Source organism: Salibaculum griseiflavum (genome assembly GCF_003129565.1).
In the GTDB taxonomy this organism is placed as follows: domain Bacteria; phylum Pseudomonadota; class Alphaproteobacteria; order Rhodobacterales; family Rhodobacteraceae; genus Salibaculum; species Salibaculum griseiflavum.
Map to the genome: position 1 here is coordinate 191,510 of NZ_QETF01000002.1, position 13,945 is coordinate 205,454.

The 13,945-nt window shown below is 65.7% G+C and carries 16 protein-coding genes and 1 tRNA gene; 8 read left to right on the top strand and 9 right to left on the bottom strand.

Translation table 11 applies throughout. The features are described 5' to 3' along the window. Positions 1-37: 37 nt before the first annotated feature. Both DFK10_RS02845 and DFK10_RS02850 read right to left on the bottom strand, forming a co-directional pair. Entirely contained in the window at positions 38-802 is a 765-nt protein-coding gene (locus tag DFK10_RS02845; protein ID WP_235866748.1) for a GNAT family N-acetyltransferase, read from the bottom strand. Between the two features lie 61 nt (positions 803-863). After that, positions 864-1,331 carry an outer membrane protein assembly factor BamE gene (locus DFK10_RS02850; RefSeq protein ID WP_109386371.1) on the bottom strand — a complete coding sequence of 156 codons (468 nt, stop codon included), beginning with the start codon at positions 1,329-1,331 and terminating at the stop codon, positions 864-866. Between the two features lie 116 nt (positions 1,332-1,447). On the opposite strand from DFK10_RS02850, the gene DFK10_RS02855 reads away from it, so the two are divergent. The 8 genes from DFK10_RS02855 to DFK10_RS02890 all read left to right on the top strand — a co-directional run bounded on the left by DFK10_RS02855 (position 1,448) and on the right by DFK10_RS02890 (position 7,045). Next, positions 1,448-2,011 (top strand): YceD family protein, encoded by a 564-nt coding sequence (locus DFK10_RS02855; RefSeq protein WP_109386373.1) that lies wholly within the window; start codon positions 1,448-1,450, stop codon positions 2,009-2,011. A 185-nt stretch (positions 2,012-2,196) separates the two neighbouring features. Further along, positions 2,197-2,403, top strand: a complete 207-nt coding sequence (gene rpmF / locus DFK10_RS02860; RefSeq protein ID WP_109386375.1) for a 50S ribosomal protein L32 — start codon at positions 2,197-2,199, stop codon at positions 2,401-2,403. Positions 2,404-2,425: 22 nt separating this feature from the next. After that, a complete protein-coding gene (gene plsX / locus DFK10_RS02865) occupies positions 2,426-3,592 on the top strand; it encodes a phosphate acyltransferase PlsX (RefSeq protein WP_109386377.1) in 1,167 nt (388 codons plus the stop codon). Beyond that, positions 3,589-4,560, top strand: coding sequence for a beta-ketoacyl-ACP synthase III (locus DFK10_RS02870; protein WP_109386379.1), 972 nt, complete (start codon positions 3,589-3,591; stop codon positions 4,558-4,560). The genes plsX and DFK10_RS02870 overlap by 4 nt, the downstream gene beginning before the upstream one ends. Positions 4,561-4,654: 94 nt before the next feature. Continuing rightward, positions 4,655-4,957 (top strand): integration host factor subunit alpha, encoded by a 303-nt coding sequence (ihfA, locus tag DFK10_RS02875; RefSeq protein WP_109386381.1) that lies wholly within the window; start codon positions 4,655-4,657, stop codon positions 4,955-4,957. A gap of 12 nt (positions 4,958-4,969) precedes the next feature. Beyond that, positions 4,970-5,749: a MerR family transcriptional regulator gene (locus DFK10_RS02880; RefSeq protein ID WP_109386382.1), complete on the top strand. Its 780-nt coding sequence runs from the start codon at positions 4,970-4,972 to the stop codon at positions 5,747-5,749. 62 nt (positions 5,750-5,811) lie between these two features. Then, a tRNA-Pro gene (locus tag DFK10_RS02885) sits at positions 5,812-5,888 on the top strand. Positions 5,889-5,959: 71 nt separating this feature from the next. Further along, positions 5,960-7,045 (top strand): 2'-deoxycytidine 5'-triphosphate deaminase, encoded by a 1,086-nt coding sequence (locus DFK10_RS02890; RefSeq protein WP_109386383.1) that lies wholly within the window; start codon positions 5,960-5,962, stop codon positions 7,043-7,045. A gap of 4 nt (positions 7,046-7,049) precedes the next feature. Here the strand turns inward: DFK10_RS02890 and DFK10_RS02895 are convergent, their stop codons facing one another. From DFK10_RS02895 to DFK10_RS02925, 7 genes are all read right to left on the bottom strand, one after another. Continuing rightward, a complete protein-coding gene (locus DFK10_RS02895; protein WP_109386384.1) occupies positions 7,050-7,256 on the bottom strand; it encodes a hypothetical protein in 207 nt (68 codons plus the stop codon). Between the two features lie 85 nt (positions 7,257-7,341). After that, positions 7,342-8,010, bottom strand: a complete 669-nt coding sequence (gene scpB, locus DFK10_RS02900) for an SMC-Scp complex subunit ScpB (protein ID WP_109386386.1) — start codon at positions 8,008-8,010, stop codon at positions 7,342-7,344. Continuing rightward, a complete protein-coding gene (locus DFK10_RS02905; protein WP_109386388.1) occupies positions 8,003-8,794 on the bottom strand; it encodes a segregation and condensation protein A in 792 nt (263 codons plus the stop codon). The genes scpB and DFK10_RS02905 overlap by 8 nt, the downstream gene beginning before the upstream one ends. Next, positions 8,791-9,804, bottom strand: coding sequence for a glycoside hydrolase family 3 N-terminal domain-containing protein (locus DFK10_RS02910; RefSeq protein ID WP_109386390.1), 1,014 nt, complete (start codon positions 9,802-9,804; stop codon positions 8,791-8,793). The genes DFK10_RS02905 and DFK10_RS02910 overlap by 4 nt, the downstream gene beginning before the upstream one ends. Continuing rightward, on the bottom strand, positions 9,805-10,797 hold the full coding sequence (locus DFK10_RS02915; protein ID WP_109386392.1) for an SPOR domain-containing protein: 993 nt from the start codon (positions 10,795-10,797) through the stop codon (positions 9,805-9,807). Positions 10,798-10,867: 70 nt separating this feature from the next. Further along, positions 10,868-12,601 carry an arginine--tRNA ligase gene (argS, locus tag DFK10_RS02920; protein WP_109386394.1) on the bottom strand — a complete coding sequence of 578 codons (1,734 nt, stop codon included), beginning with the start codon at positions 12,599-12,601 and terminating at the stop codon, positions 10,868-10,870. A 109-nt stretch (positions 12,602-12,710) separates the two neighbouring features. After that, positions 12,711-13,886, bottom strand: a complete 1,176-nt coding sequence (locus tag DFK10_RS02925; protein WP_109386396.1) for a deoxyguanosinetriphosphate triphosphohydrolase — start codon at positions 13,884-13,886, stop codon at positions 12,711-12,713. Between the last annotated feature and the right edge of the window lie 59 nt (positions 13,887-13,945).

Here is a 13,945-nt window from a genome sequence, read left to right on the forward strand (position 1 = left end):
CGGCGCGCAAGGGGCGCCGAAAGCCCCAACATTCAATCTAACCCGCGAGCGCCCGCAGCGCCCGCACCCGGCGCGGGGGAATCGCCGAGATTTCCAGCCCGGTGAAAACATGCAAGGTGCCCAGGTCGTCGTCGATGACGGCGTGGTCGCTGACGCGGCCGCCCATGCCGAGATAGCTGCGCAACAACGACGGAAGGGTCCGCGCCGCCGCGACAGGGTCCGGCGGCGGCCCCTCCGGGGGGCCCAGGGTCACGGTCCGCTGCGCCCTTCGGCCCGGCCGCCAGGCGCAGGGGGCAAGGTGGCGCGCCGCGAGAAGCGCGAAACCGGCCCTATATGGCGTGGGATCGGTGCCGGGAAACGAGGAACAGCCGATGAGCATCCCGGCCCCGGCTCCATTGACGATCGCCGACAGGCGCCCCCAGGCCACCCGCAGGATATCCGCGTCGGGCAGACCTGGCCGGATACAGAACCGCCCCAGTTCGACCACCGGCGCGGCGTAATCGCCAAGGCCGGACAGGTCGTAGAACCCGGCCGCATAGCTGTCGCGCAGACCGCCACCGTCACCAAACAGGCGCACCCGAAAGGTACAGGCAAGCGTGCCGTCCCGGTCATCCTCGACCAGGACATGCTGGCAGAACGGATCGTATCGGTCGGCATCTCGCCCGGCGGCGCGGCTCTGCCGCGAGTGGAAACAGCCCGCACGCAGGATCTGGGCCGCGACAATGTCCGCTTCGCTGTCGGCCATGCGGACTCGGTAGCGCCCGCTATCCGACCGGTGTTCCATCAAAGGTGCCTGCCGCATGTCACCGTTCCCAGCTCTGGCCAAGTCCAGCCTAGCGGTCAATCGTGACAAAGCCCAGACGTCAGCTGCCCGGTGGGTTGAGGATGCTGCCCGCGTCGAAATTTCCGAAGGCCCCGAACAGCTGGCCAAGGAAGGTCGTGTCCTGGATGCCGTCATCGGTCACGCGCCGCGACAGGCGCACGACCTGCCCGTCCTCCAGCCCGAAGCGTTCGATATTGCGCACAACGCCGGCCTCGTCGAAACTGACGGCCAATACCTCGCGTTCCACCTCAGTGGGTTCGGTGAGACCGAAATGGCGGAACCGGCTTTGCACGTAGTAGTAATTACCGTCGCCCATGGCACTGCCCGTGGTGGGGGGACCGGCCACATCCTCGACGCTGGCGCGTGTGTCGATGCCGATCACCACCTCGGCCAGGTCCTCGTCGGTCGGGATATAGCCATGGTTGCGGTAGATCGCCGTGCATCCGACCGAGACCCCGAGGGCCGCCACCAGAATCGCGGTCCTGATCCGTTTCGCGGTGCTGCTCATGCTGCCTTCCCTTCCCCTCGGACGCCTCTGGGCCGCGCGCACGGCCTTGCGTCGGGCGGCCATGGCTTTTAACGCAGTTACACTACACCCTCTGCCCTGTTCAAGGCTTTGACCGCATGTCCGACTCGAACGCCCTGCCGCAAGAATTGCTCCGCTTCGCCGATCTGCCCGGCCGCAAACCGCATCGCTTCACGCTGGAACCCGACGCCGCGGGCCGCGACGCGGTAGCCGACGCGCTGGGGATTCGCGGGGTTCGCAAGCTGCGCCTGAGCGGCGAACTGCGCCCGATGGGCAAGCAGGATTGGCGTCTGACCGCCGAGCTGGGCGCGACAGTGGTGCAGGACTGCGTGGTGACCCTTGAGCCGGTCACGACCCGGATCGACGAGCCTGTCGAGCGGATCTACAGCGCCGATTTCGAGCAGCCCGAGAGCGCCGAGGTCGAGATGCCCGAGGATGATACCACGGAGCCGCTGCCCGCAGAGCTGGACCTGGCCGACGTGATGATCGAGGCGCTGGCGCTGGCCCTTCCCCCCTATCCGCGCGCAAAGGGGGCCGAGACCGGCGAGGCGGTTTTCACGGAACCGGGCAAGACCCCCCTGCGCGACGAGGATCTGCGCCCCTTCGCCGGGCTTGCGGGGCTGCGCGACAAGCTCGAAAAGGACGCCGGCGACGAGGACTGACCCCGGCCCCGAAGGGCGCGCCAAAAAGGGCTTGCCAAACAGCGGAATCGCAGTATTTTCGCGGCCTCTTTCGGATCGTGGCTCGACAGGCCGGGGCGTATGCACTAGACCCCGCCAGAGTTTCCTTTCGAAACCCGGAATTCACGCGGGGCACCGGGTGCCCCAAGCTAAGCAAAGGTTGAGACATGGCTGTCCAGCAGAACAAGGTATCCAAGTCGCGTCGGAACAATCGCCGTTCGCATCACGCGCTTGACGGTGCCAATCCGAATGAATGCCCCTCCTGCGGGGAACTGAAGCGTCCGCATCACGTGTGCCCCTCCTGCGGCCACTATGCCGATCGCGAAGTCGTGGCCCAGGCCGACGAGATCGATCTGGACGACGACGCGGCGTAAGCAGCGGTCCGGATCGGGTGACATGACCACGGCTCATACGTCGAAACAGACAGCAGCTGAGGGCATTTCGTCCGGGGACATCGTTCTATCCGTCGACGCCATGGGCGGCGACAAGGGACCCGCACCGATTGTTGCGGGTCTTTCGCATTTCCTGCGCAAACGTCCCGGCGCACGTGTGCTGCTGCACGGTGACGAATCGCAACTGCGGCCACTGGTGCAGAAACGCCGATTGTCCGGCCAGGTCGAGATTCGCCACGCGCCCGACGTGGTCGCGATGAGCGACAAACCCAGCCACGTGATGCGCCACGGCAAGGCCAGTTCCATGTGGTCGGCCATCGAAGCGGTCCGTGACGGCGAGGCCCAGGTCTGTGTCAGCTGCGGCAATACCGGCGCGCTCATGGCTGTGTCGATGATCCGGCTGCGCAAGGTCGAAGGCGTCAACCGCCCCGCCATCGCCTGCCTCTGGCCATCCCGCAATGCAAGCGGGTTCAACATCATGCTGGATGCCGGCGCCGATATCCGCGCCGACCAGGACGATCTGTTGATGTATGCCCTGATGGGCGCCTCCTATGCGCGCAATGCGATGGGCCTGTCGCGGCCACGGGTCGGCCTGCTCAATGTCGGGGTCGAGGAGCACAAGGGTCGGGCCGAGCTGAAGGTCGCCCAGGACCTGATCGCGCGCGCCGCGTCACGCGGGGAATACGAGTATATCGGGTTCGTCGAGGGCGGCGATCTGCCCTCGGACAGGGTCGACGTGATCGTCACCGACGGGTTCACAGGCAATGTCGCGCTCAAGACCGGCGAAGGCACCGCCAACCTGATCTCGGAGCGCCTGCGGGAGGCGTTCCGCAAGACGCCCCTGTCGCGCATCGCGGCGCTGCTGGCGGCAACCTCGCTGCGCCGGCTCAGCAAGCGGATTGATCCGCGCCGGGTCAATGGTGGCGTGTTCCTGGGTCTCAACGGGACGGTGATCAAGAGCCACGGCTCGGCCGATGAGACCGGCGTGCGGGCCGCCGTGGAAATGGCCTATCAACTGGCCGAATCCGGGTTTTCCAAGCGTCTGGCCGCGCGGGTTGCATCCGCCGCAGCCCTTGCGCAAGATGACCCCGACGAGGAGGCGACGGAAGATGCGGCGGGATCTCCCGCATCAGCCGGATCGCCGGGGGCAAAGGACAAAAAGAAATCATGACACGCCGAGCTGTCGTACGAGGCATCGGGCATTACCTGCCCGAACGCATCGTTCCGAATTCGGAATTCGAGAAAACGCTGGATACGTCCGACGAGTGGATCCGCACGCGCTCGGGCATCGAGACCCGCCGCTTCGCCGCCGATGATGAATACACCTCGGACCTGGGCGCCCACGCCGCCCGCGCAGCCTTGGACAATGCCGGGCTGTCGCCCGATGACATCGACGCGGTGATCGTTGCGACCTCGACCCCGGACCTGACCTTCCCCTCGTCGGCCACCATGATCCAGCAGAAGCTGGGCATGACGCAGGGCTTTGCCTTCGATGTTCAGGCGGTCTGTGCCGGCTTCATCTACGCACTGGCCAATGCCAACGGGCTGATCGTGTCGGGCCAGGCAAAGCGCGTGCTGGTGATCGGGGCCGAGACCTTCAGCCGAATCCTCGATTTCACCGACCGGTCCACCTGCGTCCTGTTCGGGGATGGCGCGGGCGCGCTGATCCTGGAGGCGCAGGATGGCACGGGCGGCGCAGAGGATCGCGGGATCCTGGGGATCGATCTGAATTCCGACGGACGCTACCGCGACCTGCTCTATGTCGATGGCGGCATGGTCAGCCAGAAAACCGGTTTCGTGGTTATGCAAGGCAATGCCCTGTTCCGACAGGCCGTCGAAAAACTGGCGCAAACGGCCGATGCGGCGCTGGAAAAGGCCGGACTGGGCCATGGCGACGTCGACTGGATCGTGCCGCACCAGGCCAATATCCGTATCATCCAGGGCACCGCCAAGAAACTGGACCTGCCCATGGACAAGGTCGTTGTCACCGTTCAGGACCACGGCAACACCTCGGCCGCCTCGATCCCGCTGGCGCTGTCGGTGGGGGCCGAACGCGGCCAGATCAAGCCGGGAGACCTGATCGTCACAGAGGCCATCGGCGGCGGCCTCGCCTGGGGTGCGGTGGTGCTGCGCTGGTAGGCGGGAAACCCGCTTCGTTGCGACGCGCAAGTCCCTGTTATTGACTCTGTTTTTGCCAAGGGCCTAAAGTCCTTGAAAATACGAGAGGGACGGTATGTCAGAGAAGACGCTTACCCGGATGGACCTTGCCGAGGCCGTCCACGAAGAAGTGGGACTGTCACGCAACGAAAGTGCCGATCTCGTCGAGTCCGTTTTGCAGCACATGTCCGATGCTTTGGTGCGAGGCGAAAACGTGAAGATTTCGTCCTTCGGCACGTTCTCGATCCGTGACAAGGCGGCACGGATGGGCCGCAATCCCAAGACCGGCGAAGAGGTTCCGATCTCGCCCCGCCGGGTGCTGAGTTTCCGGCCCAGTCACCTGATGAAAGACCGGGTCGCCCATGGCAACAAAGGCTAGGGAGGCGCGGGAATGAGCAAATCCCGCGACGCATTCCGCACCATCTCCGAGGTCTCCGACTGGCTGGATACCCCGGCCCATGTTCTGCGATTCTGGGAAAGCAAGTTCAGCCAGATCAAGCCGGTCAAACGCGCCGGCGGGCGCCGCTACTATCGCCCGCAGGACATGGAATTGCTGGGTGGAATCAAGAAGTTGCTGCATGACGATGGCATGACCATCAAGGGCGTGCAGAAGTTGCTGCGTGAAAAGGGCATCAAGCACGTTGCCGCGATGGGCCTGTCCCTGGACGATGCCCTCGAAGCGGAGAAAGCGGTTGAGTCCGCACCCCGCACAGCGGCATCGGGCCCTGCGCCTGCTGATCCGGCGCCAAAGACCGAGCAGAACGCGGCGGCTGCGGACATCATTCCCGAACATGTGGACCCGCCGGTTAGCGGGTCAGAGCCGGAAGAGGCACCGGCACCGGCCGCCACGACCGGACTGCCCGACCAGCCCGACAACGTCGTGCAGCTGACCGCTGCCGAACCGAGCACGCAGGCCGAGGAAGAGCCCGAGGCCACCGACACCGATGCGCCACCAGCGGCGCCCGAGGATGGCCCCCCGGCGGATGCCGCCGCCCTTCTCGCGGCCGTGCCCGCGGATCCCTCTGATTCTTCTTCCAGGGCCCCGGCCCGCCTGCTCGACCTGCTGCCAAGGCTGCGTGACCCGGAAGCACAGCTTGCGGCCCGCGCCGCCGAAATCGCCCCGCTGCTGGACCGCATGCAGGCCTTGCGCGATCGCATCCCGCCCCGGTGATCGGCGAAATGGCGAATTGGCCCTTGCAGCAGGATTTGTATTCAGTATGTAGAGCGCCTAGTCGGGCTATGGCGCAGCCTGGTAGCGCGTCCGTCTGGGGGACGGAAGGTCGCAGGTTCGAGTCCTGCTAGCCCGACCAACAAAACCGCCCGTCGGCGCATATGCGCGGCGGGCGTTTTTGCAACCGGCATGTGGCTGCGGGGGACGAGGATGAAATCTGGCGTATTGGCCGACCACCAGATCCGGGCGATGATCGCCGAGGGCGGCATCGCGGCCTCTTCCCCGATCCTCAATGACCAGGTGCAGCCCGCGTCTCTTGATCTGCGGCTGGGCGACACGGCCTACCGCGTGCGCGCCTCGTTCCTGGCGGGCAAGGATCGCACCGTCACCGACCGGCTGGACGAACTGACGATGCACCGGATCACCCTGACCGGTGGCGCGGTGCTGGAAAAGGGCTGTGTCTATGTCGTGCCCCTCATGGAGCGGCTGTCCCTGCCCCAAGGGATGACCGCCGCTGCCAGTGCCAAAAGCTCGACCGGACGGCTGGACCTGATGACGCGGGTCATCACCGACCATGGCGTCGAATTCGACCGCGTGCCCGAGGGCTATGACGGCCCGCTTTACGCCGAGATCTGCCCGCAGAGCTTTTCCGTGGTCGCCCAGCCGGGCCAATTGCTCAACCAGATCATCTTTCGCCAGGGCCAGACCTTCCTGAGCGATGCGGAGCTTGCCGCGGTCCACGCGGAAACCCCGGTGGTCAATGGCGAGCCGGTGATCTCGGAAGGGTTGGGATTCTCCGTCGACCTGAAGCCCCGGACAGGCGATCTGGTGGGCTACCGCGCCAAGCGTCATACGGGCGTGGTCGACCTGGCCAACCTGAACCATTACGACCCGGCCGAGTATTGGGAAGAAGTCCGCACGACAGAGGGCCGGATCATCCTCGACCCCGGTGCATTCTACATTTTGGTCAGCCGCGAGGCGATCTGCATCCCCCCCGACTATGCCGCCGAGATGGCGCCCTACCTGGCCATGGTGGGGGAATTCCGGGTGCATTACGCGGGGTTCTTCGACCCCGGATTCGGATGGGACGGGGCCGGCGGGGCCGGGTCACGGGGTGTGCTGGAGGTGCGCTGCCACGAGGCACCTTTCGTTCTTGAACACGGCCAGATCGTCGGCCGGCTGGTCTATGAACACATGTCCGAACGCCCGACGGCCCTCTACGGGCGCGACATCAAGTCGAACTACCAGGGACAGGGACTGAAACTGTCCAAGCATTTCCGCAGCCCGGCAAGCTGAGGTCTCAGAACTTGCCGACGCGGCGCGTCACCCGTGCCATGCGGCGGGCGTTCTTGGCGGTGTTTTGCGCCGATTTGGCCTGCTGGCGTTCCTCGGGGCTTTGCTGGTCGCGGGGTTTCTGGCCGCGTTTGACGGCGGCGTTGATCCCGGCATTGATCCCCCGCCCGATGACGCGGCGGATGATCATGTTGATCAGTCGTTCGAGGTTCATGCGAGCCTCCTTCCTGCTCTGCCCAATATAGGGGCTCGGATCTTTCGGGACAAACTAGCCGGCAAGGATGGCGAGAATTTGACGCTCACTCCTCGTCGAACAGTTCAGTCTGATCGTCTTCGCCCTCGTCCTCTTCGGAATCCGGGGCGCCCTGCCCCGGTGGCGGACGATTGTCGAGCAGGCCAGCGGCGCGCAGTTCTTTGAGCCCGGGCAGGTCGCGGGCGCTTTCGAGGCCGAAATGATCCAGGAATTCCTGCGTGACCACGAATGTCACGGGCCGGCCCGGTGTCATGCGACGACGACCGAAACGGATCCATTCCATCTCGATCAGCTGGTCGATGGTGCCGCGGCTGACGCTGACACCGCGAATCTCCTCGATCTCGGCGCGGGTGACGGGTTGGTGGTAGGATATGATCGCCAGCGTTTCGATCGCCGCCCGGCTGAGCTTGCGGGTCTCGACCGTTTCCTTCTGCATGAGGAAGCCAAGGTCGGGCGCGGTGCGGAAGGCCCAGGCATCACCCACCTTGACCAGCCGCACGCCGCGCCCCTCGTAGCGTTCGCGCAGATGCACCATGGCCTCGGCCGGGTCGGACCCGTGCGGCATCCGGCCCGCCAGTTCCTTGATCGTGACCGGCTCGGCGCTGGCGAACAGGATCGCCTCGACCATCCGTTCCTGTTCGGCGATGGGCGGCGCTTCGAAGAGGGTCTCTTCGGTCTCGGGCGCCTGCCCGGTTTCCGTCTCTGCCTCAGCCATCCTGTTTCCTTCTGATCTGGATCGGCGCGAAAGTATCGCCCTGGCGCAACTCGATCCGGCCCTCCTTGGCCAGTTCCAACGAGGCCGCGAAGGTCGAGGCCGTCGCGCTGCGCCGCCGGGCCGGGTCGTTCTCCCAGCCCTCGGGGAGATAGGACAGGATATCCGTCCATTCCCCGGCAAAGCCGATCAGCGGGCGCAGGCGGCTCAGCGCCTCTTCCATGGTGAAGATGGCGTCGCGATCCATCGTGTAGGGGCGGAACTCGTCCTTGGTTCGGATGCGGGCATAGGCCTGCATCAGGTCCAGCAGCGTCGCGGTATAGGTCACGCGCCGGGTCCGGGTCACATCCTCGGTGATGCCACGGGCAAAGAAATCACGGCCCAGCTGGTCGCGCGCCATCAGCTTGGCGGCATGGTCGCGCATCGCTTGCAGGCGTTCCAGCTGAAACGCCAGGTGCGCGGCCAGTTCCTCGCCCGAGGGCCCCTCTTCCGCCGGATCGGGGGGCAGCAGAAGCCGCGATTTCAGGAAGGCCAGCCAGGCGGCCATCACAAGGTAATCGGCGGCCAGTTCGATGCGCAGGTCGCGGGCCTTCTCGATGAAGGCCAGGTATTGTTCGGCCAGGGCCAACACGCTGATCTGGCGCAGATCGACCTTCTGCGTGCGCGACATGGTCAGCAGCACGTCCAGCGGCCCTTCGAACCCGTCCACGTCCACGATCAGCGCCTCGGCGGCAAGCCGGTCGCTGACATTGGTGACGGTGTCTTCGGTGAATTCCGCGTCGTTCATCGTGCCCCTCGGCCGGGGCCCTCCCCGACAAGGGTTTCAAACTCCGCAACACAGGCCGAAATGTCAATGGATGCGGGGCTTGGGCGGCCGTTCAACGCGGCTTCAGCCCGCCGCATTGCCTCGGGGGTCAGCGAGCCGCTGGCCTGCGCCACCGCTTCGACCACCTGCGGGCCGCCATTGCACTGCAGCACCGCGTCGCAACCCGCCGCAAGGGCCGCTGCCGCGCGCTCGGGCGCGCTGCCCGACAGGGCCTCCATCCCGATATCGTCGCTCATCAGCAACCCGTCGAAGCCGATCGCCTCTCGGATCAGGCGGATCACCTCGGGGGATTGGGTCGCCGGGGCGGACTGACCAAGGCTGTCAAAGACGATATGCGCGGTCATCCCCAGCGGCAGGTCGGCCAATGCCCGGAACGGCGCGAAATCCAGGGCCTCCAGTTCGGCGGGCGGCAGGTCCACGCGCGGCAAGGCCTTGTGGCTGTCCACCTGCGCCAGGCCGTGGCCCGGCATGTGTTTCACGATCGGCAGCACCCCACCCGCAAGGCACCCCGTGGCCACGGCTCGGCTGATCCGGGTGACGGTCTCGACCGTCTCGCCATAGCAGCGATTGCGCAGGAAGGGATGCGTTTCGGCGCGGGCCAGGTCGGCGCAAGGCACCGCGTTCACGTCGATGCCCGCGTCGCGCAATTCCTGCCCGATGATCTGGTAGCGCAGCGCCATGGCCCGTTCGGGATCGCTGGCGCGGGCGACATCGTCAAGCGGCGGCAGCCATTCGCGCCAATGGGGCGCGCGCAGGCGTTGAACACGCCCGCCTTCCTGGTCGACCATCACAAGGGCCTCATGACCGGCGGCGGCCCGCAGGTCATCTGTCAGGCGGCGCAGCTGGTCGGGGGTGTCGACGTTGCGGGCGAACAGGATGAAGCCGAGCGGTTGATAATCCGCGTAGAAGCTTTTTTCCCAATCCGTGATCGCTGTCCCTTGCGGCCCGATGATGGCCGCACCCAGCGCCATTCAGCGCACCACGACCGGGATACAGGGCGCGTCTTCGGCCACCAGCGCGGCACAGAACCGGCGCGCGTCACTCAGGTCCGCAAAGCCCTGTGCGCGGAGCCGATAGAAAGTGCGTCCGCCCGATTGGGCCTCTTGGATCACCCGTGACTTGTCGCCCATGAAATCACCGAACCGGCCCGAAAGGCGCGTCCATTCGCGCGCCGCGATCTCGGCGCTGTCGAAGGCGCCCAGCTGGACCAGCTTGGTGCCAGCGGGCAAGGCGCCGGTCAGTGTCGGGGCGGAGGGTTCCGGCGCCTCGGCCACGGCGGCGACCGGTTGCGCGGCCGGTGCGGCCGCAGGCACAAGGCGTGCGGGCCGGACCTGTGGACGCAAGGAGGTCGACACCCCCGGCACGCTGGGGTCGACGAAATCGGTCATGTCCACGCCATTCACGGCCACGGCAACCGGGACGTCCTCCCCCTCGGCAAGGTTGGTCAGCGGCGCGGCGCCGGCGGCGATCTGGTCGGCCAGGGCCAGCACGTCCTCGGCACTGAGCGGTTCTGCAGAGTTCCGTGGCGTGGCTTCGGCCTCAGACGCATCGGCCACGGTCGGGCTCACTTCGGCCATTTCGGGCGCCGGATCGGCCGGAGCGACTTCATTGGCCTCGGCCAGTGGCGCCACTTCAAGGTCCTCGTCCTGCAACTGTGTCGACACCGGGGCCAGAACCAGCCGGTCCTCGGGTTCGGCGGCCCCGCCCTCGGCCGGCACGGCGTTGACCGCCAGGCCGGTATGGGCGGCGATCTCTCCGCCCGGGTTTTCCGGGGCGACACGCATTTCGCCCTGCATGGCCCGGACCACCGGCACGCCGGTCACATCCCGCATCAGAAGCTTGTAGCCCCAGACGCCGACGCCAATCACCAGCCCGACGGACAGGACAGCCCCGAAAATGTTGACGATATTGCCTGCGTGAGTCACATTGGGGGCCGATTGCGACCCCCCTGTCATCTCTGCCATTTGCGCCTCATAGCCCGGCTTGAGCGCCGGTTTCTTGCCTAGCCTTCAAGGCCCCGGGCCATCGTGCGCTTCAGCGCATCTCTTCCGCCGGGGTTACGCCAAGGATACCAAGACCGTGCGAAATGACAACGGAAACGGCCCGGATCAGGGCGATTTTCGCCTGTGTTGCCTCAGAATCACCCTCCTGGATGAAACGCAGGCTCGTGTCGTCATTGCCCCGGTTCCACAGCGCATGGAGCTCCGAGGCCAGATCATAGAGATAGAAGGCCACCCGGTGCGGCTCGTGCGTGCGCGCGGCGATCTCGACCAGGCGCGGCCATTCAGCGAGCTTGGCGGCCAGCGCCAGCTCTGCCGGGTGGGTCAGTCCGGACAGGTCGGCGCCCGCCAGCGTGGCATCCGACACGTCCACATCCGCCTTGCGCAGCACCGAATGCACCCGGGCATGGGCGTATTGCACGTAGAAGACCGGGTTGTCTTTCGACTGCTCCGTCACCTTGTCGAAATCGAAATCCAGCGGCGCGTCGTTCTTGCGCGTCAGCATGTGGAACCGCGTGACGTCCTTGCCCACTGCATCAACCACGTCACGCAAGGTGACAAAGGTGCCCGCCCGCTTGGACATCTTGAACGGTTCGCCATTCTTGTAGAGCTTGACCAGCTGCGTCAGCTTGATGTCCAGCGGCACGGCATTGTCCGACAGCGCGGCGACGGCGGCCTTCATGCGTTTGACATAGCCGCCATGATCCGCGCCGAATACATCAATCAACGCATCGAAGCCCCTGGAAACCTTGTCGAAATGATAGGCGATGTCCGGGGCGAAATAGGTCCAGCTTCCGTCCGATTTCATGATCGGGCGGTCCACGTCATCGCCGTATTCGGTGGATTTGAACAGGGTCTGTTCGCGCGGCTCCCAATCCTCGGGCAGCTTGCCCTTGGGCGGCTCCAGCGTGCCTTTGTAGATCAGGCCCTTGCCGCGCAAATCCTCGATCGCGGCCTCGATCCGGCCCGTGCCGTAAAGCGACTTTTCCGAGTAGAACACGTCCATCGACACGCCCAGCGCGGCCAGGTCTTCACGGATCATCTGCATCATCCGTTCGGTGGCGAAATCACGCACCTCGTCCAGCCAGTCTTGTTCGCCCTTGTCGACAAACGCATCACCGACCTTGGCCTTGAGCGCCTCGCCCACCTCGATCAGGTAATCGCCGGGATAGGTTCCGTCCTCGAAGGCGACCTCCTGCCCGTGCGCTTCGAGGTAGCGCAGGTAAACCGACCGGGCCAGAACATCGACCTGGGCACCGCCATCGTTGATGTAGTATTCGCGCGTCACGTCATAGCCCGCGTAATCCAGAAGGCTGGCCAGCGCATCGCCGAAGACCGCGCCGCGGGTATGGCCCACATGCAGCGGGCCGGTGGGATTGGCCGAAACATATTCGACGTTGATCTTCTGCCCCTGCCCCATGGCGGACCTGCCGTAGTCGGGGTCGGTCAGCGCCGCCTTGACGACGCCATGCCAGACCGTCGCGGCCAGGCGCATGTTCAGGAATCCCGGTCCGGCCACGTCCGCCGATGCAATCCGGTCATCCCCGGCCAGCTTCGTGGCGAGCGCCTCGGCGATGTCCCGGGGCTTCAACCCTGCCGGCTTGGCGAGCACCATCGCGGCATTGGTCGCCATGTCGCCATGTGCCGGGTCGCGCGGCGGCTCGACCGTCACGTTGGCGTAATCCAGACCGCCGGGCAGCTGCCCTTCGGCGGCCAGAACATCGAGACAGTCGATCACGAGCGACCGGATATCGGCGAACAGGTTCATTTGCGCGTCCCTTCAGGAAATCGAGTGCGGTTTAGCATTTGCGCGCGAGAGGTCAACGCGCAACGCGTGCATGCCCTGCCGGCCTTGAGGGCGACCGTCGGTGGCGGGATCAGCTGCCATTGGTGAACTCCCCGGCGATGGACACCCGCCGCCCGGTCAGGTCCGCATGGGTCTTGAGCGCGAAGCGGTCGGTCATCCCGGCGATGTAATCGGCCACGATCCGCGCCAGCTGCGCCTCGTCCCCGGCCCGCGCCACGTCGCCCTGCCATTGCCGTGGCAGATGCCCGGGCGTAGACAGGAAGATCGGGAACAGTTCGTTGACCACCTCGGTCACCTGCGTGCGCATCTCGACCACGCTGGGGGCGCGATACATGCGGGTGAAAAGGAAGCTGCGGACCTGCTTGAGATCCGCCCAGAGCGCGGGCGAGAACCGCACCATCATGCGCCCCGCGCCGCGAATATCGGCGGCGGTTTGCGGGGCAAGGTCGTCCAGGTTCGCGCGGGTCGCCGCGATCACGTCCTCGACCAGAACGCCGAAGAACCGCCGCAGCGCCTCGTGCCGCCGCCTGTAAGGGTCCAAACCCGGATAGGCCGTGTCCACCTCGCGGAAGCAATCGCCGACGATGGGCAGCTCCATCAGGTCTTCGGTCGTGAACAGCTTGGCCCGCAACCCGTCATGGATGTCGTGGTTGTTATAGGCGATGTCATCGGACAGGGCCGCGATCTGCGCCTCGGCGCTGGCATGGCTGTGCAGCTCGAGGTCGTGACGGGCATCATACTCGGCCAGCGCCACGGGAACCGGGTCGCCCACCGGGCCGTTATGCTTGGCAATCCCTTCAAGGGTTTCCCATGCCAGGTTCAGCCCGTCCCATTCAGCATAGTGCCGTTCCAGCGAAGTGACGATGCGAATGGCCTGGGCATTGTGATCGAACCCGCCATAAGGCGCCATCAACGCGGCCAGCGCGTCCTCGCCGGTATGGCCGAAGGGGGTGTGGCCCAGGTCATGGGCCAGCGCCACCGCCTCGGTGAGCTCTTCATCCAGCCCGAAGCACTTGGCGATGGTCCGCGCCACCTGAGCCACCTCTATGGAATGGGTCAGGCGGGTGCGGAAATAATCGCCTTCGTGCTCCACGAACACTTGCGTCTTGTGCTTGAGCCGCCGGAAGGCGCTGGAATGGATGATCCGGTCCCGGTCGCGCTGGAAAGGCGAGCGATGCGCGCTTTCCTCTTCCGCGAACAATCGGCCCCGGGTCGTGCCCGGATCACATGCAAACGGCGCTGCCATCGCCCTGCTCCCATCTTCGATTTCGTCGGGCGACCTGCCTTGTCGCCCCTGCCTGTGCC

Coding starts and splice junctions, on each gene's coding strand:
- DFK10_RS02880 (WP_109386382.1), top strand. CDS start 4,970: ATGAGCAAATCCCGCGACGCATTCCGCACCATCTCCGAGGTCTCCGAC.
- DFK10_RS02870 (WP_109386379.1), top strand. CDS start 3,589: ATGACACGCCGAGCTGTCGTACGAGGCATCGGGCATTACCTGCCCGAA.
- DFK10_RS02890 (WP_109386383.1), top strand. CDS start 5,960: ATGAAATCTGGCGTATTGGCCGACCACCAGATCCGGGCGATGATCGCC.
- DFK10_RS02850 (WP_109386371.1), bottom strand. CDS start 1,331: ATGAGCAGCACCGCGAAACGGATCAGGACCGCGATTCTGGTGGCGGCC.
- DFK10_RS02925 (WP_109386396.1), bottom strand. CDS start 13,886: ATGGCAGCGCCGTTTGCATGTGATCCGGGCACGACCCGGGGCCGATTG.
- ihfA (WP_109386381.1), top strand. CDS start 4,655: ATGTCAGAGAAGACGCTTACCCGGATGGACCTTGCCGAGGCCGTCCAC.
- scpB (WP_109386386.1), bottom strand. CDS start 8,010: ATGGCTGAGGCAGAGACGGAAACCGGGCAGGCGCCCGAGACCGAAGAG.
- DFK10_RS02845 (WP_235866748.1), bottom strand. CDS start 802: ATGCGGCAGGCACCTTTGATGGAACACCGGTCGGATAGCGGGCGCTAC.
- plsX (WP_109386377.1), top strand. CDS start 2,426: ATGACCACGGCTCATACGTCGAAACAGACAGCAGCTGAGGGCATTTCG.
- DFK10_RS02895 (WP_109386384.1), bottom strand. CDS start 7,256: ATGAACCTCGAACGACTGATCAACATGATCATCCGCCGCGTCATCGGG.
- rpmF (WP_109386375.1), top strand. CDS start 2,197: ATGGCTGTCCAGCAGAACAAGGTATCCAAGTCGCGTCGGAACAATCGC.
- DFK10_RS02910 (WP_109386390.1), bottom strand. CDS start 9,804: ATGGCGCTGGGTGCGGCCATCATCGGGCCGCAAGGGACAGCGATCACG.
- DFK10_RS02905 (WP_109386388.1), bottom strand. CDS start 8,794: ATGAACGACGCGGAATTCACCGAAGACACCGTCACCAATGTCAGCGAC.
- DFK10_RS02915 (WP_109386392.1), bottom strand. CDS start 10,797: ATGGCAGAGATGACAGGGGGGTCGCAATCGGCCCCCAATGTGACTCAC.
- argS (WP_109386394.1), bottom strand. CDS start 12,601: ATGAACCTGTTCGCCGATATCCGGTCGCTCGTGATCGACTGTCTCGAT.
- DFK10_RS02855 (WP_109386373.1), top strand. CDS start 1,448: ATGTCCGACTCGAACGCCCTGCCGCAAGAATTGCTCCGCTTCGCCGAT.